Raw genomic sequence first — 22,779 nt, forward strand, 5'->3', positions numbered from 1 at the left:
GGTGTTCCCCACCAACTACCGGCGGCTGGTGCATTTTCTGATCTACCTGTTTCTGGGGACGTTGTCGCTGAGCCTGGTCGAAATCAACGGCCTGGTGGAACTGCCCATTCTGCTCATGTTCGCCGTCACCTTCTTCCTGGTCGAGCGCACCGCCCGCTACATGCAGGACCCCTTCAGCAACCTGCCCACCGACACGCCCGTCACGGCCATCGCCCGCACCGTGGAAATCAACCTGCGCCACTTGCTCGACGAAGACACCGTGCCCGCGCCGCTGCCCGCCGAGGCGTTTTATTTGATGTAAGGCCCCCCGATCAGGGGGTGGCCCACGCCGTTGGTTGCCTTGTACGAATCCGACCGTTTGCGTAGACCACCTTCGCCCGGGATTGCGCGGGCGGGTACGCCTTCCTTCTGGCGCGGGAACTACGGGCGAAGCGTCGGGAGGCGCGCCGCTTGGGCCACCAGCTGCGGCCGGCCCAGGCGGCGCAACAGGCGGTAATGCGAGCGCAACGCCGCGCCAAACGAGGGATTTTCCAGGTAGGGCAGCCCAAATTCCTGCGCCGTTTGCCGCACGATGGGGGCCAGGGCCGGGTAGTGAATGTGGCAGACGCGGGGAAACAGGTGGTGCTCAATTTGCCGGTTGAGCCCCCCGCAGAGAAAACTCGCCACGCCGCTCCGGGGCGCGAAGTTGGCCGTGGTCCGCAGCTGGTGCACGGCCCAGGCTTCTGGCATCGTGCCGCTGGCCTCGGCGGCGGGGAACGCCGTGCCCTCCACCGCGTGCGCCAACTGAAAGACCAACCCCATCACCACGCCCTCGACCGCATGCAACACCAAAAAAGCGAGCAGGGCCTGCGCCCACGGGAGCACGAGCACGGGCACCGCAATGAAGAGGGCGTAGTACAGGGCTTTGTAGAAGAACAGGTTGAAGTACTCGCGGCGGGGGTGACGGGCGGCGTGCTGCCCGATTTGGGGTTGGAAGAACTTCACGTAGTCCTTGCGAAAGACCCAGGAGAGGGACGCCAGCCCGTAGAGGGGGAAGGCGTAGAGGTGCTGGTAGCGCTGCCACGGGCGCCACGGGTCCGCGGGCGACAAGCGAATCAGGCCCGGCGCCACTTCGATGTCCTCGTCGTGCCCGGGAATGTTGGTGTAGGTGTGGTGCACCACGTTGTGGGTGAGGGTCCAGACGTAGGGGTTGGCGCCCAGCAGGTTGAACAGCAGGCTAAAGGCCCGGTTGACCCGCTGGTTGGCGGAGAACGCGCCGTGCATGGCGTCGTGGCAAATGTTAAAGCCAATAAAGGCATTGCACGCGCCCAGCAGGCCGGCGAGCACTAGGCGCGCGCCCCCGGTAAAAGGGCCCCATAGGAGGAGCACGTAGAGGGCGAGGAAGCTGGCCAGGAAGAGGACCGTTTTGGCCCACATGGCCCCGTTGGCGTGGCGCGACAGCTGCTGGGCCTGGAAATAGGCGTCGACGCGCTGGCGCAGCGTGGCATAAAAGGGCGCGCCGTGGGCGGCGGAAAACTTCAGGGGGGTAGCCATAGGCAGGGTAGGGTCGTAAGGAGGGGCACCAAGCGCGGACACCGGTGGGTCGCGATTCAGACCTAGCGGCAGCCTAGCGATGAACAACTAAGAAAACGGCTCGTTTGATTTTTCCGACCCTTTTACTGAACTACCCTCTACCTTTAAGCACCACCGCATGTTGTCTGCAACAAGGGCTCTTCGGGGGTGAAGCGTTATGAAAGTTGAAGAAGTGATTGATAAGCTGACCGCCGACTTCCCCATTGCCACGCGGGCCAAGCTACGGAATCAGGATGCGCCTTCGGCTTGGGCCCGCTGGTTTATCCTGCCGGTTCCAGGGTACATCGAAGCCTCTTCCTACGGGCCTGTCCCGAAGCGCGAGATAGAATGGATTGAACTCGACCCCGTGGAAATATGGCACATCGGTCGGCTCGTGCCGCCCAAGCACATTGACCATACCCCCGCCATTTTCCAGCAGCTGCAACGCTACGGGGTCGCCATGCAAATAGTCGAAGGGCTAATCAGAATAGCCCTGTGAGGTTAAAACGCTCGTTTTGTTTTTCCCTGTTAACCATCCCGATACTAGCCTTTCCCAATGCCCAATCATTCTGCTGCTATTCGTGCTGCCCTGCTGGGCTTGGCCGTGGGCGACGCCCTTGGCGTCCCCGTGGAGTTTTTGTCCCGTGTCGCCCGCCGCCAGGACCCCGTGACCGGGATGCGCGCTTTCGGTACCCACCGCCAGCCCGCCGGCACCTGGTCCGATGACTCTTCGCTCACCTTCTGCCTGGCCGAAACCCTGGCCCGCCCCGCTGGCCGCACGGCCGCGCCCGATTTGGCCGACTTTGCCCGGCGCAGCATCAACTGGCGGTATCACGCGTACTGGACCGCGACGGGCGAAACCTTTGACGTGGGCAACGCCACCAGCACGGCCATCGCTCGCCTGCAACGCGGAATTGCGCCCACGGCCGCCGGTCCACGCGCAGAGTCCGACAACGGCAACGGGGCGCTCATGCGCATTCTCCCCCTGGCTTTTCATGAAATCTGGCGCGCTGAAAACCTGGATTTGCACGCGGCCTGGGCGCTCACGGAAGCCGTGGCCAGCGTCACGCACGGGCACCCGCGCTCCACCCTGGGCTGTTTTCTGTACCTGCTGGTGGCGCGGGGCTTGCTGATGGGCCGCTCCCCCGCCGCTGCTTTTTTACAGATGCGCCAACTAGCGAATCCCTGGTTGGAAAGGGGCAGCATTCCAGCGGTTGTGGAGGCCAAGCATTACCGACAGCGGGTGCTTTCCGGAACCTTGCCTGACCAACCGGAAAGCGCCATCTCCTCCTCCGGCTACGTCGTCGACACCTTGGAGGCGGCCCTGTGGTGCCTGCTGGAACACGACACCTACGCCGCCACCGTGCTGGCCGCCGTGAACCTGGGCGACGACACCGACACCACCGGCGCCGTCGCGGGCGGCTTGGCTGGGCTGGCGTATGGCGAGGCCGCCATTCCGGCCGAGTGGCTGGAAGTGCTGGCCCGTCGGGCCGACATCGAAGAGTTAGCGGCACGTCTGGCGGGGGCTTAGGATAGGCCTGTTGTGGCCTTCTGATAGCAGAAAGGCGCTAAACGTATACCAAGGCTGTATTGGACTTGTTCTTCAATAGGAAAGCGGTGGTGGCGGTGGCAGAACTCGGTCCAACCGTTCAACGTGATAGCTCATCGAGCCTAATCAAGCTAGAATAGGCCCTACTACACACGTTTAGGTACTCGCCCATGCGGTTGGTTGGCCGTTTAGTGGGTTCTGCAACAGCCACGACCCTTTTCGTGAACTGCGCCATGCCGTTTTAAGGTGTCAGTTCGTTCGGCTCGGCGTATGCGTCCCGGCATTCTCGCTCCAGCTGGTTCCAGGCCTTCTGCGGGATGTGGTACGCGCTGAGCGGGGTCGCCAGCTCACAGCGGGCAGCGCAGGCATAGAAGGTCGGATTGAACAGCTCCATGTTGCATTGGCCCCCTTCGTAGTACACGTCCGTAAACAGCACGCTTTGTTCCACTCCCGCGGCCCGAAGGGCGGGGTAGTGGGCGTCCAACACCGCAATGAACCACTGCAGGTGGTTGTCCGCGTTGAACTGCGTCGAAAAGAGAAGGGCGGGCAAAACTTCCAGATAGGGGGTCGATACCTGTTCGTTGCGTTCCGCACACCAGTCCACGACGGCCCCCAGGGCTTCCAATTCCGCCACAAAGGGTTCGGGCGCAAACGCCTCTCCATAAAACGTCAACGTAAAGCGGAAAAGAACCATCGAGGGGCGACGTAGAACGGCAGGTAGTGTCCACGTAAAGAAACCCTCGTTTTGCCTTTCTGACCCTTTTTATGAACCCGTCAAATAGTGCAGGGCGCCCTGGCACTCCCCGGTCGGGGCTTTCTCGTAGCTTCGCTGCCCTATGAAACGACTGCTTCTTGCCGTTGGCTTGCTGCTGGCCCTACCGGCCGCGGCGCAGTTCCCGTCGCCGCCCATCGACAGCGCCCGCGGGAAGATTACGTACGCCGCCCTGCTCCGGGTGCCGGAGGCGACCCAAGCGCAGCTCTACGACCGGGCGTTCCAGTGGCTGGCCACGGTGGAGGCGCCCAACACCCACGTGCCGCCGGTCACCGATGCCGTCAATGGCGTGTTAAGCGCCAACGCCGGGATGCCCTTCCTGCTACGGGCCGCGCCGGGCTCCTTTCAGGCCACGCTGTGGCGGGAGCTGCGTATAACCGTGCAGCCGGGCGCAGTCCGGTGCGAGATGACCGGGTTTCTCGTGCAGCCGTACGTGGCGTCCGCCACGTGGACCCTGCCGACCGACGCGCAATTAAAACTAACGCCCGCCGAACAGTACCTGGACCGGAGCAACCGGCGGTACTACGATGCCCAAGGCCACCCGACCGCCCACGCCCGTAGCGTGCTGGGGGCAATGGAACAGCAAAGCGCCGCCCTACTCGCGAGTTTGCGGGCGGCATTAGCCAAGCCGGTTTTTTGAAGCCTCGTTTTGCGATTCGGACCGTTTCATTGAACTGCTAGTTACCCAGCCTTATGGGCGCTCACTCATCAATGTTTTGGGGTGGTCCCGCTTGTCCGTAACCGCCCCCACCCATTTTGATTTCGGTGAGCAAGGCTTGCACAGGCCACACCAGCTCGTCTTGGTTGCACCAATAGTCGCGGAAGGTGCCGTACTGTTCATAAGCCGAGAGGTTAAAACCTTCTTCAATGTCGTTGTACCAGATGATGCGCTTGCCCACCACGGCCACGACCCAGAACCCGCCTCCTTCGTCGCCATAGGGCGTTTGCTGCCACTTTTCGGGGAAGATTTGAATCATTTGCCAGAACCGCCACAGTTCCCCCTGCATCTTTTCTTCGGCCGCCAGAATGTGATCGTAGACGGCTTCGAGTGTTATGGCTTCCCACTGCATAAAAGTCATTCATAGCGTAGTTCAGCCGAAAGGTAAACGAACTCTAACCCTCCTTACTTTGAACGGAGCGCGTGTACGGCACAACCGTTTCACTAAACCTGGCGAGCAAGGACCCTGGCTCACGGGTTGTTGATAAAATTTGCCAGCAGCAGCAGTGCCAACCGGATCAAGGGGGCTCCACCCAGAATGATGTGGCCGCGCTAGTGCAGCACCCCGGCCAACACGGGCCGCGCGTGCGGCCGACGCCGCGGCCTGAACCGGCCCGCCGTACGCCCAAGAAATTATTGCCGAGCTTTGTGGGCCGCGCCCCGTTCTTTGGCCCAGCGGTTTCCGCCCGCTTGCCCATGCCCACCGACCCTTTCGCACGCGTCCTCGCCGACCTTTTCATTGCCCAGGCGGCGGACTTCGTGGGCATCTACGACGCGGCGGCGGGCTGGTTCACGCGCGTGAACCCGGCCGGGGTGCAGCTGCTGGGCTACGCCTCGGAGCCGGCGCTGCTGGCCGAGCCGGACCGGGCGCTGCGCACCCCCGCCCTGCCGCCGGCTGACTGGGCCGCGCTGCAGGCCCGCGCCCGCCACCACGGCCGGGCCGACGTGGAGACGGAAATTGTGCCGCCCGGGGGCGAGGCCTTCCCCGCCCGCATCGAGCTGACCCCTTTCCAGGTGGACGACGCCCCGTTTTTCCTCGTGCGCATCGCCCGCCGCAGCCGGCTGCGGCAGGCCGAGCACGCGCTGGCCCAGAGCGTGCGCCGCTACGAGGCCGTGTTTGCCAACGCCACCATTGGCATCCTGGTGTGCAGTGCGGCCGGCACCATCGTGTCGGCCAACCAAATGGCGCACCAGCAGTTTGGCTACGCACCCGACGCGCTCACCGGGCAGCGCATCGAGGTGCTGGTGCCCAACGCCGCCGGACGCCGGCACGTGCAGCTGCGCGCGTCCTTCAACGCCGCCCCGCAGGTGCGCAGCATGAGCGCCCACCACCGCAACCTGGAGGGCCTGCGGCGCGACGGCACGGTGTTTCCGGTCGCGGTAAGCCTGAGCTACTTCCACCTCGACGACGAGCTCTACGCCGTGTCGTACGTGCAGGACATCACCTTGCAGGTCAACGCCACCCGGGACCTGCTGGCCGAGCGCCAGCGCGTGGAGCGCCTCAACGCCGACCTGGAGCAAAAGGTGACCGACCGCACCCAGGCCCTGCAGCGCACCCTCGAGGAGCTGGAGCGCCACCGGGCCGACCTGGCCAAAGCCCTGGCCGCCGAGCAGGAGCTGGGCGAGCTCAAGTCGCGCTTCGTGAGCATGGCCTCGCACGAGTTCCGCACCCCGCTCACGGCCGTGCTCACCTCGGCCGCGCTGGTGGAGCGGTACCCGGCCGGCGAGCAGCAGCCCCAGCGCCGGCGCCACCTCGACCGCATCCGCCAGTCGGTGGCCCACCTCAACGACATCCTGGAAGAGTTCCTCTCGGTGGGCCGCATCGAGGAAGGCAAGGTGGTGGCCTATCCGGCCGCCCTGCGCATACCCGCCCTGCTGGCCGACACCGTGGCCGACCTGCAGGGCCTGCTCAAGCCGGGCCAGACCATCGTGCAGGACGCCCCCGCCGCCGAACCCGTGTGGCTCGACCCCTCGCTGCTGCGCAAAATCCTGGTCAACCTGCTCTCCAACGCCCTGAAGTATTCGGGCGATAATTCGGTGGTGACGGTGCGGGCCGCCTGCGCCGCCGGCCAGCTCACGCTGGTGGTCGAGGACCAGGGCGTGGGCATTTCCGAAGAGGACCAGGCGCACCTGTTCGAGCGGTTTTTCCGGGCCCGCAACGTCACCAACGTGCCCGGCACCGGCCTGGGCCTGTACATCATGGCCAAGTACGTGGAGCTGCTGCGCGGCACCATCGCCCTGCGCAGCACCCTGGCCGTGGGCACCACCGTCACCCTCACCATTCCCTATGAAAACCATCCTGCTGATTGAGGACAACGCCTTCATCCGCGAGAACACGGCCGAGCTGCTGGAGCTGGCCGGCTACGCCGTGCGCACCGCCGAAAACGGCCAGCTCGGCGTGGACCTGGCCCTGGCGAACCCGCCCGACCTGGTGGTGTGCGACATCATGATGCCCGTGCTCGACGGCTACGGCGTGCTGCGCCACTTCAACCAGGCCCCGCCGCTGGTGGGCATCCCGTTCATCTTCCTCACCGCCAAAACCGAACGGCTGGACCGCCGCCAGGGCATGGAGCTGGGCGCCGACGACTACCTGACCAAGCCCTTCGACCCCGACGAGCTGCTCAGCGCCGTGGCCGGGCGGCTCCGGCGCTTCGCGCACCTCAAGGCCGACTACAACCTGCACGCCGACGGCCTGCACCTGTTTTTGCAGGACGCCGCGCAGGCCGGCAACCTCGCCGGCCTCTCGGACGACCGGCAGCCCCGCCCCGTGCCGGGCCAGCAGCGCGTGTACGCCGCCGGCGACGCGGCCACGCGCCTGTACTTCGTCCACACCGGCCAGGTGCACACCAGCCAGGTGACGGCCACGGGCGAGGAGCTGGTTACGGGCCGCTACCCGGCGGGGGCATTTTTTGGCTACCGGGCCCTGCTGGCCGGGGCCGCGCACCCGACCTTTCGTTTACAACCTGCACGCCGACGGCCTGCACCTGGTTTTGCAGGACGCCGCGCAGGCCGGCAACCTGGCCGGCCTCTCGGACGACCGGCAGCCCCGCCCCGTGCCGGGCCAGCAGCGCGTGTACGCCGCCGGCGACGCGGCCACGCGGCTGTACTTCGTGCACACCGGCCAGGTGCACACCAGCCAGGTGACGGCCACGGGCGAGGAGTTGGTTACGGGCCGCTACCCGGCGGGGGCATTTTTTGGCTACCGGGCCCTGCTGGCCGGGGCCGCGCACCCCGACACGGCCACGGCCACCGAAGACACGCTGCTGCTCTCCGTGCCGGCCGCCGACTTCACGCAGTTGCTGCTGCGCGACCCGGCCGTGAGCCGGCGGTTTGTGCGCCTGCTGGTGGGCCGCGCCCCGGCGCCGGCCGCCCCCGCGGCCGAGGCCGACGGCCGGGCCCTGCGCCGGCCCCTGGCCGACACCCTGCTGCACCTGCACGAACAACAGCGCGGCCTGACGCCCGCCGATGCGCTCATCCGCCTCTCGCCCGACGACCTGGCCGCCCTGCTCGGCACCTCGCCCGAAACGCTGGGCCGCGCGCTGCGGGAGCTGCGGCAGGACGGCCTGGTGGAGGCCACCAGCGACTTTGTGCGGGTGCAGCAACCCGAACGGCTGCGGCTGCGCCGCGACAGCTGGTAGCGGCCGCCCGCCACCAGTGGAGCCTTCGCAGAGCATCCACCCGATGGGCTTGCCCGATGCCGGAAGGTTTGCCTACGCCTCGCGGCCCGGCGACACTCCGCCATTCCGACCGTTTTGGTAAACAGGTGTTCTTACCCCAAAGTAGAAAAGTTTAGCTTTGATGATCTACCACAGTTTTACGACCAGCCCAGAGCCCACGGTAATCGGCGTACGGGACGGACTCGCGCAGGTGACCATCCGGTTTGACCGGTTTTCCGACCCGACCACCGGCGCCGAGATGGAGCGCTTCTTCGACTTCCGCACCTACTGGCAGCGCACCGACCGCACCCCTCCGAGGCCTTTTCAACTTGAGTACGCGCAGCTCCGCCCCCGGGCCAAACAGACCGACTTGTTGCTATTCGACGGCTTCTACATGGGCTGTCCGTTCCTGCTCAGCGGGCGGGCCCGGGAGGTGTTCGCCCGCCATCACCTCGGCCCCCACCATTGGTTTGACGTGCTCCTCTACGACCCGACCGGCGCGTTCGTGAGCGGGGAGTACACCTTGTTCTACTGCCCCTATTTGGGCTATGACGCCATCGACTTTGCCCGCTCCCGCTTTCGGCTCAACCGGGGCTTGCCAGCCGCGCCGCGGTGGCAAGACCTGGCCTTGCCCGACCAGCAGGCCTTCGAGGCTTTTCGGGACACGACGCATAAGATTCCAGGGGTTGGATCACTCGTCCTGAGTGACCGGTTTGACCCCGGCTTGGATTTCTTTCAGTGCCGGGTGGGGCCCCTTTTTATGTCGGAGCGGCTGCGGGAGGCCGTCGAGCAAGCGGGGCTAACGAACGTCGTCTTTCCAGGTGAAACCGGCTCGGTGGCAGTGGTCGCTTAAAGCAAAGCTTTCCGACCGTTTTCCTGAACGTGGATTTGGCGAAATACGCTGCAGGCATGGCATTAGGGAGGAATAGTAAATCTGCAGTGTAGGAAGCTCGTCTGCCGGTTCTCATCTTGTAGCCTTTTAGACCAGCTATGGTGGGTATTCCGTGCTTGATGAAAACTACTCTTTCCCTGTTGTTTGGCCTGCTGCTCGGTTTCGGCGCGCACGCCCAGACCCCCACCCACCGGCACTCCTTCGGCGTGGGGTTTGAACGCGTCGGCTTGGACGCCCCGGATGCCATCGGCAACCGGTGCTTGCTCAATTACAGCCGCCATTTTCGCCACGACCGGCTGGTCGTGGGGGCCAACCTGGGCTACCTGAGCGTGTCCAACAAGCGGTACTTGGCCAACACCAACCATTATTACGTGTATGGCAAGCGCCGGGAGCGGGTTTCGGCGGACGTCACGCTGGCCTTCGACTTGTTAAAACAGGCCCGCCATGCCCTGCGGCTGGGCGCCGGTCCCTCGCTCTGGTACCGGCAGGATGAGTTGTTGGATGGGGGCCGCTACACGGTCAATGTGGCCTCGGGGGAGGTGACCGACGTGCAACTCAAATGGCGGCAGGAAAAGGCCTTGAACTACGGCTTTAATGTGCTGGTAGAATACGAATACGCGCTGACCGACCAGCTCCTGGTAAGTGGAAAGGTCAAGTTTGCGGACCTGAATAAAGCCGGACAAAGCGCCATTTACGGCGTCGGCATTGGCTATCGACTGCAGTAGTTCCCCTTCATTGCTTGAACCACCCTTTTCGTGAACCGGGGCAGGCCGAGCCCCTGCGTGTATGCTGGCTGCGATGACCTAGGAATGCGCGGGCCCAAAACCTCCGTGTTCAACCGCCCGCAGGATGTCGCCGACGGTAAAGGGGGCTACCGCCCGATACCTCACGCCCAAGGAGGGCTCCGGGTGAAAGTACTTGTCCCAGCGTAAGTGAGCCAAGTCCACGTGGTAGCGTGCGGCCAGGTCCTGCAGCAAGCGCACGGCGTCGTCGCCCGTAACCCCCAAGTCTTCTTCAAAGCTCGTGGCCGGGGTGAGGGGCAAGTCCTGGGTGCCGGTGGCCTCTTGGATAAACGCCAGGACGGCTTGTGCTGTTTCCATCCTCAAAGAAAGGCCCCTTTCGCCTTTCCGACCATTTGGATGAACTTACTTAAGCCTTGCTCATGCTGCATTTTCTGCCAGCAGCAGGATGTGTGCTTTGACTTTCTCCGTCCATTCCGGGCCGGTCGGGTCCACAACCAGCGTGCGAAATCCATGTCGTTCACCTTCGATGCGTACCCCGTGAGAATCGTCGATGAGTAAGTCAATGCCATACCGGGGCGGGTACTTCATGGCGCGAACCCGGACGTCACGCGTATGCCACGCTTGATTGACCACGCCGTCGAGTGGCAGGCCGTAGAGCCAGAACACCGACCACCCGAGTGACCTAAGCAGCAACGAACCGGTTGCTGCCAGCACGGCTGGTGGCGTGGTCAGGCGCGCACCCGGCCAAGCGCCGCGGCGGCCGGCCTACCATGGCTCGCTGGCCAGGAACCCCGCCAGCAACGGGGCCAGCTGCTGGGCGCGGGGCGAACCCGTTTTCCAGTGCTGCAGGCAGCGCGCAAAGTCGGCGGCGTCCACGGCGTGAAAGCGCAGCGACCAATCGGCGAAGGCGCGGCCGGGCACGGGGCCGTCGCCGAGCCTCACCACCGCGCAGTGGCGTACATCGGCGGCAATGGCGGCAAATAAGTCCTGAACCGCCGCCCTTGAGCCCTCCAGCACCTGCAGGACGGCGCCGTCGTTGTAGAGGAGCACGCCGGTAATGTTCCCGCGCTCGTTGCGGCGGCGCCACCGGTCCAGCATGCCGGGCACCTCGGCGTCGGAGAAGGGGTGCAGCAGGCGGCTGGTGTAGACAAGAGAGTGCATGGCAGGCGAAAGAATCAGAGAGTGACCCTGCCCGCGGACGGCGGGGGGACGGGCGAATGCGCCACGCCGGCTTCCGCCGGGCCACGTGGTGACCCGGCGGAAGCCGGCGTGGCCCGGCAGGAACGGCCCGGCCGCGCAGCCGGCTGGCAGGCGTTCCCGCCGGGCCACGCCGGCTTCCGCCGGGTCCGCGAACGGGCGCGCTGGCGCGGGGTTACTTCAGCAGGTCGGACTGCTGGCGGAGCACATCCCGGGCGATGGCCAAGTTGGTGTCGCGCGAATTCACGGCCAGGTAAATAAACTTTTTGCCGTCGTCGAGCAGGTTGATCAGGTGCAGCTGGTTGGTGAGGCTGATGAGGATGTCATCGATTTTCTCGCCGGTGAGTTTGAGCGCCGACATGGCCTTCTGCTTTTGCTTCACCACTTCCGTGTTGTAAGCCGCGGCCGTTTCGGGGTTGAGCGCCGGCGAGTTCGAGTGGGACGCCAGGCACATGCCCGAACTGACTTCGACGATGGCCACGGCGATCAGCTGGGGCAAGTCGTTGATTATGTTTTGCACGGCTTGGCCGGCAGGGGAATTGGTGGAGTAAGCCATTTAACTACTTGAAATACAGTGATTTGTAAGAAAATTGTAAAGTCGTTCGGTGCTAAACAAGCCGGGGGCGAGCGCTTGGTGAGGGGGGCGTAAAGCGCGGCCACCCGGCCGGTGGCGCGTTAGCGAAGGAAGGCGAACCAGCGCGTGGCCTGGCGGGCCGGCTTGGCGGGCGCTTCGTAATTGGGCACGAGGGTCACGTTTTCCACGCGGGCTCCGTCGACTTTAAGTTCGTCGTCCAGATAGCCGCCGTAGCCGTAGGCCAGCGTGGTGGCCCGGCCAGCCGGCACCAGCAGGGCGTATTCGCCGTTGGCGTTGGTGCTGACGCCCCGGCGCGAGGCCTTGTCGAGCACCGTGGCCCCGATGAGCGGGCGGCCGTTTTCGTCGAGGATTCGGCCGCGTACGGTGGTCAAGCGCAGCAGCCCGGCCGCTTCGGTGGGCGCGGCCACGGGCGCTTCCGCGGCGGGGGCAGCGGGCGCCGTGTTCGCAAAGACCGCGCCGCCAACGAGGGCGGCGAAGGCCGCCAACGAGGCCGCCTGGCGGCGCACGCGCTGGGGCGAGGTGCGCACCCGCGTCATCTGGCGCTGCATCCAGCCCACGGCCTGCACCTGCTCGCCGGTGTGCGCCATGGCGTGGAACCGCTGCCAGGTGTCGGTGCCCGCCGCGGCGTGCTTTGCCAGGTGGGCGTCCACGAGGGCAGTGTGAGCCTGTGACAGGTCGCCGCGGAGGTACGCGTCGCGGTAGACGGGCAGCAATTCACCCGTGGTCGTGTCAAAAGGGTAAGCGGTAAGCGACATGGGAAAAAAGTTAGGGGTTAAAAATGGAAACAAGTCGATCAAATTGAATGCTCCCGGCTGGCCCGGTGGCCCGGCACTGTCAGCGCCCCCGGGCGGGTCTTGCCAGGCCCGTTGCGCTGGTCCAAAGGGCTCGAACCGATCCGTGGGCAAGGCATCCGCGAAGGGAAGTGAGCGGCTTAGCAGGAGCGGAAAGAATGATTCACACAGTCCCATTGTGGGAAAAGGGGGCTGCCAAAAGAGGATAGGTTGGTGCGTTGTTTGATTTAAATAAATATTAATTTATATTCTAACTATTATCCTACTTATTGCCTTAGGGTGTGTCCGACCTAAAACGTGGGGTGGTCGTTATTTTAATTGCTAATTTTCAATTATTTGCAAACGAAACTTTAACGTAGTTCCCTTGATGGCAGAGCGAAGACACGGCGGTATTGTTTAATTGTTAGCCATACAAACTTAAACAAAAAAAGTAATTAGTACGTCATAATGATATTTTTATTTTTACTATGTGATTGATTCCTTCCTGCCTTCCAGGGGTGTTATCACGCTTGCGCTTATCGCATAAAGGCTTCACTATAAATAAATAGCGGACGCAAACAGTCCCGGAAAGCGGCGGTGAATCCGTAAGCCCGTGCAGTAGCCAGCGATCTCCCGCGCAACGACTCCTGGTGCGGTGCAACCAGGCAACCGATGAAGTAGCGTTTCCCATTTCGGGATTAGGCCGGGGTCCAAGGTGTTGCGGGGAAGGCCCTGGGGCCACCACGCCCTGGCATTCCGCAGTCCGACGAAGCCGCTTCGCTCGGCGAAAAAAAATCACCCCACGGTGCGGCGTCGCCCGCAGTTGTCAGGCGGGTCTTCGTCTAGGCCGGGGCTGGGGCCCGCTTGGTGCCAGGAATCGGCAGTTGCGTTATTGATTCCTGGCACCAAGCAGGGCACCCCCGGCGGCAGCGAGGTCGAGATGACAAGCGGAGAAATGTCCACCAACGCCAACCCGTGCGAAGACTTGCTTCTTCCCCCCCTCCCCCGTGGCACCTGCTATTGGCTGACGTCTTTCCGTATTTTCCACCCGGTTCGGATTTTCCACCCGGTTTGGCGATACCTGGTAGGGCCACCCGGGCGAAGGAGGGGGCGCCGGCCCCGGAAGGGCAGCCCCCGGGCACCCCGCGCTAACTTTTACTCCCGGCGGGCGGTTGTAGCGCCGTCTCCACACCACGCGCCGGCACGTTGTTCCGTCGTCCCACTGGCCGAGCGTGAAACCAGCCCCTTTCTTCCCACACAATCCGGTTTATCGCCGGCCACCGCCACCGGCAGCCCGTACCCGCTCGACATGAAACTCCCCTTTCTCCGCCGCCTTCTCACCGGAGGCGCTCCTGCCGACGCTCTGAAAATCACCTACGCTTCTTCGCTGGGTGCCGGTCCCAAGGCACAGTTTGGCCAGCTGCTGACGGCCGTGGCCACGGAATTGCCCGACTCGCTGGCGGTGTCCGTCATTCACCTGAAATCGGGCGAGCTGCTGGCGACGCGCCACCTCCCTGGCAAAACCAATCCGGCCCGAGCCGCCGCGTACAATGCCGAGGTGATCAAGCAGCAGCAACAGGCTCTGCACGTGCTGGGCCTCGCGGGTTCGGAAAGCATCGAAGACATCCTGATTACGCTTAACTCCCAGTGGCACGTGCTGCGGCTGCTGCCCGGCAACCGCTACTTTATCCACTTGATGGTGAGCAAGCGCGATGCCAACCTCGCCCTGGCTCGCGAGGTTTTGCGCACCCACGTGGCCGCGGTCGTCTAGTCCCGCCGGTCCCGCCCACTGAGCAGCGGGGGCTAATACTCCTGCAAGGAGGCGCTAAAACCTTGTTCCCGCTTTGGAGTGGCGGGGGCAGCAAGGCACATTGCATTACGCCCGGGTGGCTGTTTTGCTAAACACTTAAGCTCTTGAAGCGGTGTGCTTGTCAGACCAAGGAAACACATTGTTGCCTTTAACCTCATGACCTGCTTTGATGCCAGCAATTAAACTAGCTTGCGACCGATTAACAAACCCTTTGGGAATGAGAAGTTTTCACTTGCTCAATTCCTGCTTACTATGAATGGCATACAGGAAGTGAGCTTGCTTTCCGCCACTTAGGAACGAGAAAGCTTATTACTGGCTTTACTGCTGACCAATTTCAACGGCGGTCTACGGCGCCGAGTAGAGCGTAACAGAGCCGGAACCAGTTCAGTGTACGGAGGCGCATACCATAACGAGAGAAGGTAAAGCTAGACGCACGTGCAGTATTTACAATACCGCACCTTAATTTGAACGGTAAAGATGCCTTCCTACCCCTCGCCCAACTGTCGGATTGCTTTTAACTGTGTGATGTCGATCAGATCTTTCGGCCGCGCGTTCACGGCTTTGTCGGCGAGTAAATCGTCCACGCTGATCAGGGGAATGACCACGTCATCCAGGGTCAGCACCTTCGGGTTCCGATACGAGGCCCCGAACGGCAAAGCGGCCTTGAGCGCGGGCAACAGGTCCAGGGTGAACGCCTCGAACTCGTACTTGAAAAACGACCCTTTTTCTAAACAAGGCATTGTTTCGCGATACGGCTTATCAGTAGCGCATCCAGCGGTGCTGGCGGTTCTCATGGCCCTAGCTTAGCGCTTCCCCTGCTCCCGGGCCGTCGACCTGGTGCTTAACTTTGCCGCCGCCACCGGCCCGGTAGGAGGGCCGGCCTGTTTCTTCGGCCCGCAACGTCCGTGTTCCCGACGGGATGGCGTATCCTTCCGCTGCGGCGCCGAAACCCGCCCCCGCGGCGGGGCCGGCGCGGGGGCGCCGCTCACCCCTTGCCTTATGCCGTTTTCCGCCCTGCGCATCTACTTCGACAACCCGGCGGGCCGGGTGCTGGAACACCCCGACGGCTACGTCGTGATCCTCTACCACCCCGGCGCGCGGGTGCTGTTCGAGCTGCAGGCCTTTTTGCAGCACACCGGGCAGCTGCTGCACCGGCGCGGCTGGCACAAGCTGCTTTCGGACCACCGGGCGATGACGCCCTTCTCGGCCGAGGAGCGCGCCTGGATCCTGGACTACTGGCTCACCCGCCAGACCGAGGGGGGCACGGCCATCGTCGGGGCCGGCGTGTACCCTCCCGCGCACCTGGCGCAGCTGCCGGCGGCCCACCTCGACCAGCCGGCCCACTTGCCGGGCATCACCTACCGCTTCTTTGCCACGCCCGAGGCCGCCGCGGCTTGGCTGGCCCAGTACGCGTAAGCACGCCGGACCCGCGGTGCGGTGGGCGCGGGACGTCGTAGCTTTGCGGACTGCCGCTTCCCTGCCGCGGGCGTGGCGGGAGGTTGCCGCACCTGTTTTGCTCTATGCCGCCACTCCGTACCCCCCAGCTCCATTTTGAAAACGCGGTCGGCCGCCTGCTCGAGCACCCCGACGGCTACGCGGTGTTTGCCTACAAGCCCGGCAAGCGCCGGCTCGCCGACCTGCAGGCCCTGCTCACCCGCACCCGCACCCTGCTCGAGCGCCAGCAGTGGCACCGCATGCTCGGCGACCAGCGCCTGATGGCCCCCTTTACCGCAGAAGAAAGCGCGTGGATCGTCGACTACTGGCTCGACGCCGCCTACCAGCGCCCCGGCGGCCTCTACGGCGCCGTCGTTTTGGCCCACGACGTCTTCGCCCGCCTCTCCATGGACCAGGTCATGCACGAAGCCCGGGCCTCGGCCTTGACCTACCGCCTGTTCGAGAACGAGGAAAATGCCGCGGCTTGGCTCCGGCAACTCGCCTAGCCAAGGCCCGCCCGGTAAGACCGAAATCCGGGCCTATGGCCTGCAAATCGAAGGGGCCCCTTTTGCGATTGCGACCCTTTCGCTGAACTGTGTACGGAGCCCGGGTTGCCTTCGCGGTCCGGGCGTAGCTTCGCCGGATGAAACTCCTCCTGTGCGGTCTGTTGTGGGCGTCGGCGCCCGTTTTTGCCCAAACCCCTGCCCCGGCGCAAAGCGCGGAAGCCCAAGCCGTGGTGGACAAAGCCACCGGCGGGATTCTGCCCGTGACGGACAGCGCCCGGGCCGCCCGCAAACGCAGGGCCGTGAAAAGCCCCACGGTTCCCGGCAAAAGCAGTGCCACCCGCAGCCGGAAGCTAGAGGCCCGCCAGCGCCGGGCCGCGCGCAAGCACTAAGCGCGTCCCGGCGACGCAGCCGATGTGGCACGCCAGACCTTTGCGAAGCGGCCAGACCCCTCCATTGAATGAACGGAGCGCGTTTACCTCGGAACCGTTTGAGTAGACTCAGCCGGAAGCTTTCGTAGCGGTCCAGATGCTTGAATGCCCGGCCTAAAAGATACTTATCTTGGCATGAGTTGGTCGAGTATCTGCTCGCCTAGCGGGAGGCTCTCCACTCGGATATGCCCAACGCCGGCCTGCTGGGTGATGCCGCTGACCTGTAGGACGGCAATTTTATCGATGGCCACCACCTCGGCCAGATACGACATACCGGCACGAGGCAGCGTGTCGGCGACTTGGGCATGCAGCGCTTTCACCGTTGCGGGATGCGTTTTCATCTCGCGGTTGTCGGCCAGCACCGTAAAGCCGCGTTGGGTGAGCCGTACGGCTTTTTCCCAATCGGCTACGTAGGTGGGCACCAAATCGGCCGACCTCCAATAGCCAATCAACGTGCAATAAATCCTGTTTTTGGCGGCACTGTAAGCCAGCTCATAATACTGGTTTTTTACGAGGGTAATCAAGGGGAACGGGGTAAGGTGTAGTACAAGTTTACGCTCGTTTGATTAAACGGAGCGCGTTCACGGTACGACCTTTTAAATGAACTGCTTACATCGGCGCTTCAGCGCATAAATAGTTCTTATTTGTCTTTTCAACTTCTTGGCCGAGTACCACTACAGCAGGAGTTCTGACACGCCGCCCAGGGGGTGGCCGCCCGAGCGCTGGCGCCGGCGCGGCTGTTAAGAAAGCTTGAGCCGCCGCAAGACGTCTTGCCGGTAGGTGTTGTCCAGGGGGAGTTCGCGCCCCCCGACGCGCACGTAGTTCCCGCTGAGGCGGTCGATGTGCGCGATGTTAATCACAAAGGACTTGTGAATGCGCAGGAAATGACCCGCCGGCAAGCGCTCTTCCAAGTGCTTCAACGTCTCCGACGTCAGCAGCGGCCGGCCCGTGAGCAGGTGCGCTTTAACAAAATTCCCGTGCCCTTCCAGAAACAACAGGTCCGCGGGCCGGATGCGCTCGCTCCCGCTGTCGGTTTTCAGGAACAGCCCCTCCGCTCCCACGGCCCCCGCCCGCAGCCCCTCGGCCGGCGGCCCCGGCGGGGGACCGGGCGCGGCCGCCGCGCGCAAGCGGCCCACCGTCTTCACAAACCGCTCGAAGAGAATCGGCTTGAGCAAGTAATCGACCACGCCCAACTCGTAGGCCGCCAGGGCGTGGGTTTCGTACGCGGTGGTGAGCACCACCGCGGGCGCGTGCGGCAAGGCCCGCAGCAACTCCAGCCCCGTGAGGCCGGGCATGTCCACATCCAGAAACAGCACGTCCGCCGGCGTCGCCAGCAGGTGGTGCAGGGCCTCGGGGCCGTCGTAGCAGGAACCCGCCCAGCGGACCAGGCCGGGCAACTGGTCCAGGTACGCCCGCAGCACGGTATGGGCCAGGGGTTCGTCGTCCACGATTACGCAACGCAGGGGGGGGGCAAGGGGCAGGGCCATTAGCGGGAAAGGGTGAGCGTGAGGCGGGCCGTGTAGTGGTCGGGCCGGGCGTCCAAGGCCAGCACGTGGCGCGGGGCGGGGTAATGCTGCGCCAGCCGCGCCCGCAGGTTGGGCAGGCCCAGGCCCGAGGGCACGGGCCGAAAATGCGGGGGAAGGCTGTTCTCCGTGCGCAAGGTCAGGGTCGTGGCCGTTTGGGTCAGGCAAATGCGGATGCTCGTGGCCGCCCCGCCCGGCCCGATGGCGTGCTTGAAGCAGTTTTCCACCAGCGGCAGCAGCAGCAGCGGGGCCAGCGGTTGGTCGGGGTACGGCACCTGCACGTGCAGCTCGACCCGGGCATTGGGCCGCAGGCGCAGCTTTTCCAGGCCGATGTAATTGGCCAGGTACTCGGCTTCGCTGCCCACCGTCACGGGCCGCGGCCGGCCGTGGTCGAGCTGGTAGCGCATCAGGCCCGCCAGTTGGAGCAGGGCCCGCGGGATCCGCTCGGGCTGGGCCAGGCTCAGGCCGTAGAGGTTGTTGAGGGTGTTGAACAGGAAATGGTGGTTGACCTGCGACTTGAGCACGCGCAGTTCCGTTTCGAGCCGCTCGGCCCGCAGCCGGTGCAGTTCGAAGCGGCTGACGAGGCCCTGGCGGGCGTAGTGCAGGGCCGTGGCCAGCGCGACGCCCAGCCCCAGGTTGAGGGCGCCCAGGAACACGCCGGCCCCGTAGCCGCCCCGGTCGTGCAGGAGGCGGTGCAGGGCCTGCGCGCCCAGCGTTAGCAAGTGGCCGCCGGCCGCCAGCAGGGCGAGGGTCGCGAGCCCGTGCCAGGCGTAGCGCCCCCGTTCCAGCAAGCGGGGCAAGAGCCAGAAATGGGCGTACACCGCCAGCGCCAGCACGCCCAGCGACAGCACCGAATAGCTGACCCGCTCCACCCGGAGCACGGGGTTGGCTTCCTGCCAGGCCAGGACGCCCAGCAGCGCCAGGGCCCCCAGCCAGCCCAGGCCGTGGCGCCCGGCCCGGTGCTGCCAGAATCGGGTCTTCCTCATGCCCCAAAGGTAGCCCGCTGGGCCACGCGCCGGCGCTAAAAATGACCAACGTCGTTGACCGGCCCAATGCCCGCAGTGGCACGCCCCACGGGCCCGTTGGTCATTTAACAAGGGAACTGCACCCGGCGTGGTCAAACCTTTGTCCCGGCCAACGCCACCCCACAAACGGCCCGCTCTATTCGGCCAACCGCACCCGGGCGGCTGAACCGACTTGTTCCCTTTTCCACGTCCCCCTCCTTTATGATTTCCTGCCCGCACCTCCCTAAGCTCGGCTTGGCGGCCACCCGCCCGCTGCCACCGGTCCCGCCCCGCCCCCCGCGCGCTCGCCGGCTGCCCCCCTGGCTGCTCGGCCTACTCGCGCTGGCGGCCCTGCCGGCCGGTGCCCAGCACCTGAACACCGGCAAGCTGGACAGCTTGTTGACGTCGCTGGCCACGCATGATAAACTCATGGGCAGCTTGGCCCTTTCCCGCGACGGCCAGGTAGTGTATAGTCGGGCGTTCGGCCCGCAGCAGCTCCGCCCTGCGGGCAGCGCCCCCGCGGCGACCCGCTACCAGGTCGGTTCCGTGACGAAGATGTTCACGGCGGTGATGATTTTCCAGCTCATTGAAGAAGGCAAACTGACCTTGGCAACGCCGTTGGCGACCTTTTTTCCGCACCTGCCCAATGCGCAAGCCATTACCGTTGACCAGCTGCTGAGCCACCGCAGCGGGCTGTATAGCTTCACCAGCGACTCGGCCTGGGTTTCGGGCCACCTGAGCGCCCAGACCCCGGCCCAGCTGCTGCAGCTGATTGGCCAGGGCCGGCCGGACTTCGCGCCCGGCACCCGGGCCGCCTACAACAATTCGGGCTACGTGCTGCTGGGCTACATCATCGAGCGCCTAACGAAGCAGTCCTACGCCCAGGCGCTTCGGCGGCGCGTCGTGGCCCGAGCGGGCCTGGTCCACACCTACGACGGGGGCACCGAAAAGCCGCATCCGCAGGCGGCCCGCGGATACCACGTGGGCCCCACCGGCTGGGAAAGCACCGCGGCCGCCTCGCTGCGCATCGCGGGCGGGGCCGGCGCCCTGGTGAGCACGCCCACCGACCTGACGCGCTTTCTCGAAGCCCTGTTTGCCGGGCGCCTGGTTTCCGCCGCCAGCCTGCGCCAGATGCAGACCATCCGGGACGGCTACGGCCGGGGGCTGTTTGCCCGGCCCTTCGAGACCCGCCAGGGGTACGGCCACACCGGGGGAATCGACGACTTCGTGGCCCTGACCACGTATTTCCCCGCCGAGCACCTGGCCGTGGCCCTGTGCACCAACGGCCAGAACTATTCGCCCCACGAGGCGCTGGCGGGGGCCTTGCGCATTTATTTCGACCAGCCCTACCGCCTGCCCACCTTCGCGGGCAGTGGCGGCGTGCCGGCCCCCGCCGACCTGGACCGCTACGCGGGCACGTACGCCAGCGCGCAGATTCCGGGCCTGAAAATCACGATGACCCGCCGCGGCACGACCCTGATCAGCGAAGCCACCGGCCAGGGGGCGGTCACCCTCGACAGCCAGGGGGCCGGGCTTTTCACGTTTGAGCAGGGCAACAACAGCATCCGCATTGAATTTGACCCGGTCAAGCCGAGCTTCCTGCTCCAGCAGGGCGGGGGCAGCTACTTGTTTAGCAAGCTATAGCAGGCCGTCCAACGGACCGTTTTCGTGAACCGCCCCTTCGTGTGAGGTTAAACTTTTAATACATATTGCCTAAAAACTACTAGGCCTATAATCAATAAAATGGTGTAAGTAGCATTGTACCACACGTCATCTTCCGCTAACTTTTTGAAGGGGATTCTCCCCAAGTGCAGTGTCCATCTTATCAGAATACCCGGGATGGCAAGTAGTGCCATGACGAGGACTTCAACAACTGCATCTAGCATCACTATTACCCTAGCTGAATGGCAAAGCTATTGGTTCTCAGTCAAGTTTTGGACAGGTGGTTGATTGTTCTGCTCGTAGCCCTACTACACGGGAGCGAAGGGTGTATTATTCCCCTCCCACTTTTAAACGGAACGAGTTTACGGCACGACCGTTAAAATGAACTCAGGTTCAGCGACCTTCGCACATGCCTTTTTTTTGCACCGTTTTCTTTCTTGGCGCCCTTGCCACCTACTCCAGCGCGTGGGGGCAAACGCCCGCCCCTCCGGCGTACGAGGCCGAAGCTCTGCGGTACTTTCTGCACGTGCTCGTGCCCCGCGACCACCCAACCTATCGCAAGCTGAACTATTCGGGCTACGTCTCGCCGACGGCCTTCAGCTTCCAAATCTTTAGTCCCTGCTTCACCACGCTCGATAGTTTGCAATACGAAGAGACGGCCGGCACTCTGCGCATTCGGTCCCAGCCCACGGGCAAAGCGGTGCCCATTCCCGCAGGCACTGCCTTTAAGGTCGTGCGGAAGGCGGGCCGAAGCATTCCGTCGGTGAGTCTGTGCGATGCACTAGAGCTACGCAACCGGCGGGTGGTGCCCATCTATCTTTCCGTGCTGTATCACTACACCGATTGCTACTACATCTCTCTGGACACGGCCGGCCACGTTGTATCTGCCTGCCGGAAGGGAGTGATTCAATAAATGCCGGAACATTCGGAATAACGCTCCCTTTCTTAAACTGCTAGCAACTGCTCCGCACCAGGTGCCAGCAGGCTCCTAGTGCGCGCGGCGAGTTTAAGAAACTCGTCTACGATTCAAAGTTTACAAAACGTGCCGAGGGGATGAGTTTCGTAAACTCGTCTTTAAGCCCTTACGCTGTCGCCAATTGACCTTCTCTTGGAGTACAAGCGCGGAAGGAAAGCGCTATCCTGACGCAGTCGATAGCCGAGCATGGGGAGGCAAGGGGAAGGATGGAATTCACCCGAGGTCGTCCAGGTCGTAGTGGTGGTGCTCCTGGCTGCCGGACGTGAACCGCTGAATAAAGCCGGCGTAGGTCTGCTCGGGGTTGGTAGGGAAGAACAACCGCTCTTCGATGGCCCAATCATAAACGCCGTGGTCTACTGGATAGCAGGTCAATACCCCGGTTAAGCCGTGCTGCCGGATCCACGCTTCGGCCTTGGTTCGTGCGGTGAATACGCCACTGGCAAAGTGCCCCCCTGCGCCGTGGAAGACCCACACGCCTGCTTTGATATCTTCTTGCGCCATGTGGTCCATCGGAGAGTAGAAAAGCAAACGTACGGAAGGCGCGCGAACACTCTTTCAGAAACTAGCCAATGAGCAATTCTACGGCTTTTTTGATGGTCCCTGAGCGACTCCAGGTTGTGAGCTTCGCCTTGACATGCTCTGGCACCAGCGTTTGCCAATCAAGCTGCTCGGCTTTCGAGTCGGTGGTTATACCCTATTCTTTTGATAACGCCCGTTGATGGCCAACGACCACAAGTAAAAGTTATTCTTTATTTATTAACAACTCACTAGTACAAAATAGGGAATAGGCATTGATTATTTTCTAATTTTGATATACCTTTCGCCCACTTAGCCGCCCATTCTTTCTGGGCGGGAAAATAACGCCCACGGCGGGGCCTCCACCCCCGCCGGGTTTTCGTCACTGTTGCGTTCCCTTTGTGAACCTCAGTTGCCCGGCACTCGGCCGGGCTGCCGCTGTTCGCTTCGTTCGCCCGCGTCGGTTTCCGGCCCCGG

26 protein-coding genes and 2 pseudogenes are annotated in these 22,779 nt (G+C 63.7%); 15 read left to right on the top strand and 13 right to left on the bottom strand.

Annotation, left to right across the window (positions count from 1 at the left end; genetic code table 11):
- A pseudogene (locus BMZ66_RS21500) lies at nucleotides 1–301 on the top strand (bestrophin family protein); the annotation flags it as partial.
- 119 nt (nucleotides 302–420) lie between these two features.
- Here BMZ66_RS21500 and BMZ66_RS21505 read toward each other — a convergent pair.
- Nucleotides 421–1,533 carry a fatty acid desaturase family protein gene (locus BMZ66_RS21505; protein ID WP_092678306.1) on the bottom strand — a complete coding sequence of 371 codons (1,113 nt, stop codon included), beginning with the start codon at nucleotides 1,531–1,533 and terminating at the stop codon, nucleotides 421–423.
- A gap of 196 nt (nucleotides 1,534–1,729) precedes the next feature.
- Between BMZ66_RS21505 and BMZ66_RS21510 the strand changes: the two genes are divergently transcribed.
- Both BMZ66_RS21510 and BMZ66_RS21515 read left to right on the top strand, forming a co-directional pair.
- Nucleotides 1,730–2,050 carry a DUF6678 family protein gene (locus BMZ66_RS21510; protein WP_092678308.1) on the top strand — a complete coding sequence of 107 codons (321 nt, stop codon included), beginning with the start codon at nucleotides 1,730–1,732 and terminating at the stop codon, nucleotides 2,048–2,050.
- Nucleotides 2,051–2,107: 57 nt separating this feature from the next.
- Nucleotides 2,108–3,082 carry an ADP-ribosylglycohydrolase family protein gene (locus tag BMZ66_RS21515; RefSeq protein WP_177204846.1) on the top strand — a complete coding sequence of 325 codons (975 nt, stop codon included), beginning with the start codon at nucleotides 2,108–2,110 and terminating at the stop codon, nucleotides 3,080–3,082.
- Between the two features lie 259 nt (nucleotides 3,083–3,341).
- On the opposite strand, the gene BMZ66_RS21520 is transcribed toward BMZ66_RS21515, so the two are convergent.
- Entirely contained in the window at nucleotides 3,342–3,794 is a 453-nt protein-coding gene (locus BMZ66_RS21520) for a hypothetical protein (protein ID WP_092678310.1), read from the bottom strand.
- Between the two features lie 142 nt (nucleotides 3,795–3,936).
- Between BMZ66_RS21520 and BMZ66_RS21525 the strand changes: the two genes are divergently transcribed.
- On the top strand, nucleotides 3,937–4,512 hold the full coding sequence (locus tag BMZ66_RS21525; RefSeq protein ID WP_092678312.1) for a DUF4468 domain-containing protein: 576 nt from the start codon (nucleotides 3,937–3,939) through the stop codon (nucleotides 4,510–4,512).
- A 61-nt stretch (nucleotides 4,513–4,573) separates the two neighbouring features.
- Here BMZ66_RS21525 and BMZ66_RS21530 read toward each other — a convergent pair whose 3' ends face one another.
- Nucleotides 4,574–4,951: a hypothetical protein gene (locus tag BMZ66_RS21530; RefSeq protein WP_214607046.1), complete on the bottom strand. Its 378-nt coding sequence runs from the start codon at nucleotides 4,949–4,951 to the stop codon at nucleotides 4,574–4,576.
- A gap of 182 nt (nucleotides 4,952–5,133) precedes the next feature.
- Between BMZ66_RS21530 and BMZ66_RS21535 the strand changes: the two genes are divergently transcribed.
- The 5 genes and pseudogenes from BMZ66_RS21535 to BMZ66_RS21555 all read left to right on the top strand — a co-directional run bounded on the left by BMZ66_RS21535 (nucleotide 5,134) and on the right by BMZ66_RS21555 (nucleotide 9,863).
- The gene (locus BMZ66_RS21535; RefSeq protein WP_369407611.1) at nucleotides 5,134–6,900 is read left to right on the top strand and encodes a sensor histidine kinase; all 1,767 of its coding nucleotides are present in this window, start codon (nucleotides 5,134–5,136) and stop codon (nucleotides 6,898–6,900) included.
- Nucleotides 6,878–7,474 (top strand): annotated as a pseudogene (locus BMZ66_RS21540) (response regulator transcription factor); the annotation flags it as partial. The gene BMZ66_RS21535 and the pseudogene BMZ66_RS21540, both read left to right, overlap by 23 nt.
- A gap of 25 nt (nucleotides 7,475–7,499) precedes the next feature.
- The gene (locus BMZ66_RS21545; protein ID WP_092678313.1) at nucleotides 7,500–8,228 is read left to right on the top strand and encodes a Crp/Fnr family transcriptional regulator; all 729 of its coding nucleotides are present in this window, start codon (nucleotides 7,500–7,502) and stop codon (nucleotides 8,226–8,228) included.
- Between the two features lie 160 nt (nucleotides 8,229–8,388).
- A complete protein-coding gene (locus tag BMZ66_RS21550; RefSeq protein ID WP_092678315.1) occupies nucleotides 8,389–9,099 on the top strand; it encodes an imm11 family protein in 711 nt (236 codons plus the stop codon).
- Nucleotides 9,100–9,257: 158 nt separating this feature from the next.
- Complete coding sequence (locus BMZ66_RS21555) at nucleotides 9,258–9,863, top strand: hypothetical protein (RefSeq protein WP_092678317.1); 606 nt, start codon at nucleotides 9,258–9,260, stop codon at nucleotides 9,861–9,863.
- A 78-nt stretch (nucleotides 9,864–9,941) separates the two neighbouring features.
- On the opposite strand, the gene BMZ66_RS21560 is transcribed toward BMZ66_RS21555, so the two are convergent.
- The 5 genes from BMZ66_RS21560 to BMZ66_RS21580 all read right to left on the bottom strand — a co-directional run bounded on the left by BMZ66_RS21560 (nucleotide 9,942) and on the right by BMZ66_RS21580 (nucleotide 12,428).
- The gene (locus BMZ66_RS21560; RefSeq protein WP_092678319.1) at nucleotides 9,942–10,238 is read right to left on the bottom strand and encodes a DUF1493 family protein; all 297 of its coding nucleotides are present in this window, start codon (nucleotides 10,236–10,238) and stop codon (nucleotides 9,942–9,944) included.
- A gap of 60 nt (nucleotides 10,239–10,298) precedes the next feature.
- The gene (locus BMZ66_RS21565) at nucleotides 10,299–10,595 is read right to left on the bottom strand and encodes a hypothetical protein (protein ID WP_143080336.1); all 297 of its coding nucleotides are present in this window, start codon (nucleotides 10,593–10,595) and stop codon (nucleotides 10,299–10,301) included.
- Between the two features lie 51 nt (nucleotides 10,596–10,646).
- Nucleotides 10,647–11,042, bottom strand: coding sequence for a BLUF domain-containing protein (locus BMZ66_RS21570; RefSeq protein ID WP_092678323.1), 396 nt, complete (start codon nucleotides 11,040–11,042; stop codon nucleotides 10,647–10,649).
- Nucleotides 11,043–11,253: 211 nt separating this feature from the next.
- Nucleotides 11,254–11,634 carry a hypothetical protein gene (locus BMZ66_RS21575; RefSeq protein WP_092678325.1) on the bottom strand — a complete coding sequence of 127 codons (381 nt, stop codon included), beginning with the start codon at nucleotides 11,632–11,634 and terminating at the stop codon, nucleotides 11,254–11,256.
- A 119-nt stretch (nucleotides 11,635–11,753) separates the two neighbouring features.
- A complete protein-coding gene (locus tag BMZ66_RS21580; protein WP_177204847.1) occupies nucleotides 11,754–12,428 on the bottom strand; it encodes a carboxypeptidase-like regulatory domain-containing protein in 675 nt (224 codons plus the stop codon).
- Nucleotides 12,429–13,752: 1,324 nt separating this feature from the next.
- Here BMZ66_RS21580 and BMZ66_RS21585 point away from each other — a divergent pair.
- Nucleotides 13,753–14,214 carry a hypothetical protein gene (locus BMZ66_RS21585; protein ID WP_234795202.1) on the top strand — a complete coding sequence of 154 codons (462 nt, stop codon included), beginning with the start codon at nucleotides 13,753–13,755 and terminating at the stop codon, nucleotides 14,212–14,214.
- Nucleotides 14,215–14,738: 524 nt separating this feature from the next.
- Here BMZ66_RS21585 and BMZ66_RS21590 read toward each other — a convergent pair.
- A complete protein-coding gene (locus tag BMZ66_RS21590; protein WP_143080337.1) occupies nucleotides 14,739–15,047 on the bottom strand; it encodes a hypothetical protein in 309 nt (102 codons plus the stop codon).
- A 205-nt stretch (nucleotides 15,048–15,252) separates the two neighbouring features.
- On the opposite strand from BMZ66_RS21590, the gene BMZ66_RS21595 reads away from it, so the two are divergent.
- From BMZ66_RS21595 to BMZ66_RS21605, 3 genes are all read left to right on the top strand, one after another.
- Nucleotides 15,253–15,669, top strand: a complete 417-nt coding sequence (locus tag BMZ66_RS21595) for a hypothetical protein (RefSeq protein ID WP_092678331.1) — start codon at nucleotides 15,253–15,255, stop codon at nucleotides 15,667–15,669.
- A 104-nt stretch (nucleotides 15,670–15,773) separates the two neighbouring features.
- Entirely contained in the window at nucleotides 15,774–16,193 is a 420-nt protein-coding gene (locus tag BMZ66_RS21600) for a hypothetical protein (RefSeq protein WP_092678333.1), read from the top strand.
- 137 nt (nucleotides 16,194–16,330) lie between these two features.
- Nucleotides 16,331–16,582, top strand: a complete 252-nt coding sequence (locus BMZ66_RS21605; RefSeq protein WP_092678335.1) for a hypothetical protein — start codon at nucleotides 16,331–16,333, stop codon at nucleotides 16,580–16,582.
- A 164-nt stretch (nucleotides 16,583–16,746) separates the two neighbouring features.
- Here the strand turns inward: BMZ66_RS21605 and BMZ66_RS21610 are convergent, their stop codons facing one another.
- The 3 genes from BMZ66_RS21610 to BMZ66_RS21620 all read right to left on the bottom strand — a co-directional run bounded on the left by BMZ66_RS21610 (nucleotide 16,747) and on the right by BMZ66_RS21620 (nucleotide 19,130).
- Nucleotides 16,747–17,145, bottom strand: coding sequence for a hypothetical protein (locus tag BMZ66_RS21610; protein ID WP_092678337.1), 399 nt, complete (start codon nucleotides 17,143–17,145; stop codon nucleotides 16,747–16,749).
- A gap of 216 nt (nucleotides 17,146–17,361) precedes the next feature.
- Entirely contained in the window at nucleotides 17,362–18,108 is a 747-nt protein-coding gene (locus BMZ66_RS21615) for a LytR/AlgR family response regulator transcription factor (protein WP_092678339.1), read from the bottom strand.
- Nucleotides 18,108–19,130: a sensor histidine kinase gene (locus BMZ66_RS21620; RefSeq protein WP_092678341.1), complete on the bottom strand. Its 1,023-nt coding sequence runs from the start codon at nucleotides 19,128–19,130 to the stop codon at nucleotides 18,108–18,110. Before BMZ66_RS21620 ends, BMZ66_RS21615 begins: the two co-directional genes overlap by 1 nt.
- Nucleotides 19,131–19,370: 240 nt before the next feature.
- Here BMZ66_RS21620 and BMZ66_RS21625 point away from each other — a divergent pair, with 240 nt between their 5' ends.
- Entirely contained in the window at nucleotides 19,371–20,792 is a 1,422-nt protein-coding gene (locus BMZ66_RS21625) for a serine hydrolase domain-containing protein (RefSeq protein ID WP_092678343.1), read from the top strand.
- 427 nt (nucleotides 20,793–21,219) lie between these two features.
- Nucleotides 21,220–21,723 (top strand): hypothetical protein, encoded by a 504-nt coding sequence (locus BMZ66_RS21635; protein WP_092678347.1) that lies wholly within the window; start codon nucleotides 21,220–21,222, stop codon nucleotides 21,721–21,723.
- Between the two features lie 276 nt (nucleotides 21,724–21,999).
- Here BMZ66_RS21635 and BMZ66_RS21640 read toward each other — a convergent pair whose 3' ends face one another.
- Entirely contained in the window at nucleotides 22,000–22,296 is a 297-nt protein-coding gene (locus BMZ66_RS21640) for a DUF7710 domain-containing protein (RefSeq protein WP_214607047.1), read from the bottom strand.
- Nucleotides 22,297–22,779 lie beyond the last annotated feature (483 nt).

The organism is Hymenobacter arizonensis, from assembly GCF_900115775.1.
In the GTDB taxonomy this organism is placed as follows: domain Bacteria; phylum Bacteroidota; class Bacteroidia; order Cytophagales; family Hymenobacteraceae; genus Hymenobacter; species Hymenobacter arizonensis.

Excerpts from the sequence above, each read along its gene's own strand:
- BMZ66_RS21505 (WP_092678306.1), bottom strand. The coding sequence starts at position 1,533 with ATGGCTACCCCCCTGAAGTTTTCCGCCGCCCACGGCGCGCCCTTTTAT.
- BMZ66_RS21510 (WP_092678308.1), top strand. The coding sequence starts at position 1,730 with ATGAAAGTTGAAGAAGTGATTGATAAGCTGACCGCCGACTTCCCCATT.
- BMZ66_RS21515 (WP_177204846.1), top strand. The coding sequence starts at position 2,108 with ATGCCCAATCATTCTGCTGCTATTCGTGCTGCCCTGCTGGGCTTGGCC.
- BMZ66_RS21520 (WP_092678310.1), bottom strand. The coding sequence starts at position 3,794 with ATGGTTCTTTTCCGCTTTACGTTGACGTTTTATGGAGAGGCGTTTGCG.
- BMZ66_RS21525 (WP_092678312.1), top strand. The coding sequence starts at position 3,937 with ATGAAACGACTGCTTCTTGCCGTTGGCTTGCTGCTGGCCCTACCGGCC.
- BMZ66_RS21530 (WP_214607046.1), bottom strand. The coding sequence starts at position 4,951 with ATGACTTTTATGCAGTGGGAAGCCATAACACTCGAAGCCGTCTACGAT.
- BMZ66_RS21550 (WP_092678315.1), top strand. The coding sequence starts at position 8,389 with ATGATCTACCACAGTTTTACGACCAGCCCAGAGCCCACGGTAATCGGC.
- BMZ66_RS21555 (WP_092678317.1), top strand. The coding sequence starts at position 9,258 with ATGAAAACTACTCTTTCCCTGTTGTTTGGCCTGCTGCTCGGTTTCGGC.
- BMZ66_RS21560 (WP_092678319.1), bottom strand. The coding sequence starts at position 10,238 with ATGGAAACAGCACAAGCCGTCCTGGCGTTTATCCAAGAGGCCACCGGC.
- BMZ66_RS21570 (WP_092678323.1), bottom strand. The coding sequence starts at position 11,042 with ATGCACTCTCTTGTCTACACCAGCCGCCTGCTGCACCCCTTCTCCGAC.
- BMZ66_RS21575 (WP_092678325.1), bottom strand. The coding sequence starts at position 11,634 with ATGGCTTACTCCACCAATTCCCCTGCCGGCCAAGCCGTGCAAAACATA.
- BMZ66_RS21580 (WP_177204847.1), bottom strand. The coding sequence starts at position 12,428 with ATGTCGCTTACCGCTTACCCTTTTGACACGACCACGGGTGAATTGCTG.
- BMZ66_RS21585 (WP_234795202.1), top strand. The coding sequence starts at position 13,753 with ATGAAACTCCCCTTTCTCCGCCGCCTTCTCACCGGAGGCGCTCCTGCC.
- BMZ66_RS21590 (WP_143080337.1), bottom strand. The coding sequence starts at position 15,047 with ATGAGAACCGCCAGCACCGCTGGATGCGCTACTGATAAGCCGTATCGC.
- BMZ66_RS21595 (WP_092678331.1), top strand. The coding sequence starts at position 15,253 with ATGCCGTTTTCCGCCCTGCGCATCTACTTCGACAACCCGGCGGGCCGG.
- BMZ66_RS21600 (WP_092678333.1), top strand. The coding sequence starts at position 15,774 with ATGCCGCCACTCCGTACCCCCCAGCTCCATTTTGAAAACGCGGTCGGC.
- BMZ66_RS21605 (WP_092678335.1), top strand. The coding sequence starts at position 16,331 with ATGAAACTCCTCCTGTGCGGTCTGTTGTGGGCGTCGGCGCCCGTTTTT.
- BMZ66_RS21615 (WP_092678339.1), bottom strand. The coding sequence starts at position 18,108 with ATGGCCCTGCCCCTTGCCCCCCCCCTGCGTTGCGTAATCGTGGACGAC.
- BMZ66_RS21620 (WP_092678341.1), bottom strand. The coding sequence starts at position 19,130 with ATGAGGAAGACCCGATTCTGGCAGCACCGGGCCGGGCGCCACGGCCTG.
- BMZ66_RS21625 (WP_092678343.1), top strand. The coding sequence starts at position 19,371 with ATGATTTCCTGCCCGCACCTCCCTAAGCTCGGCTTGGCGGCCACCCGC.
- BMZ66_RS21635 (WP_092678347.1), top strand. The coding sequence starts at position 21,220 with ATGCCTTTTTTTTGCACCGTTTTCTTTCTTGGCGCCCTTGCCACCTAC.
- BMZ66_RS21640 (WP_214607047.1), bottom strand. The coding sequence starts at position 22,296 with ATGGACCACATGGCGCAAGAAGATATCAAAGCAGGCGTGTGGGTCTTC.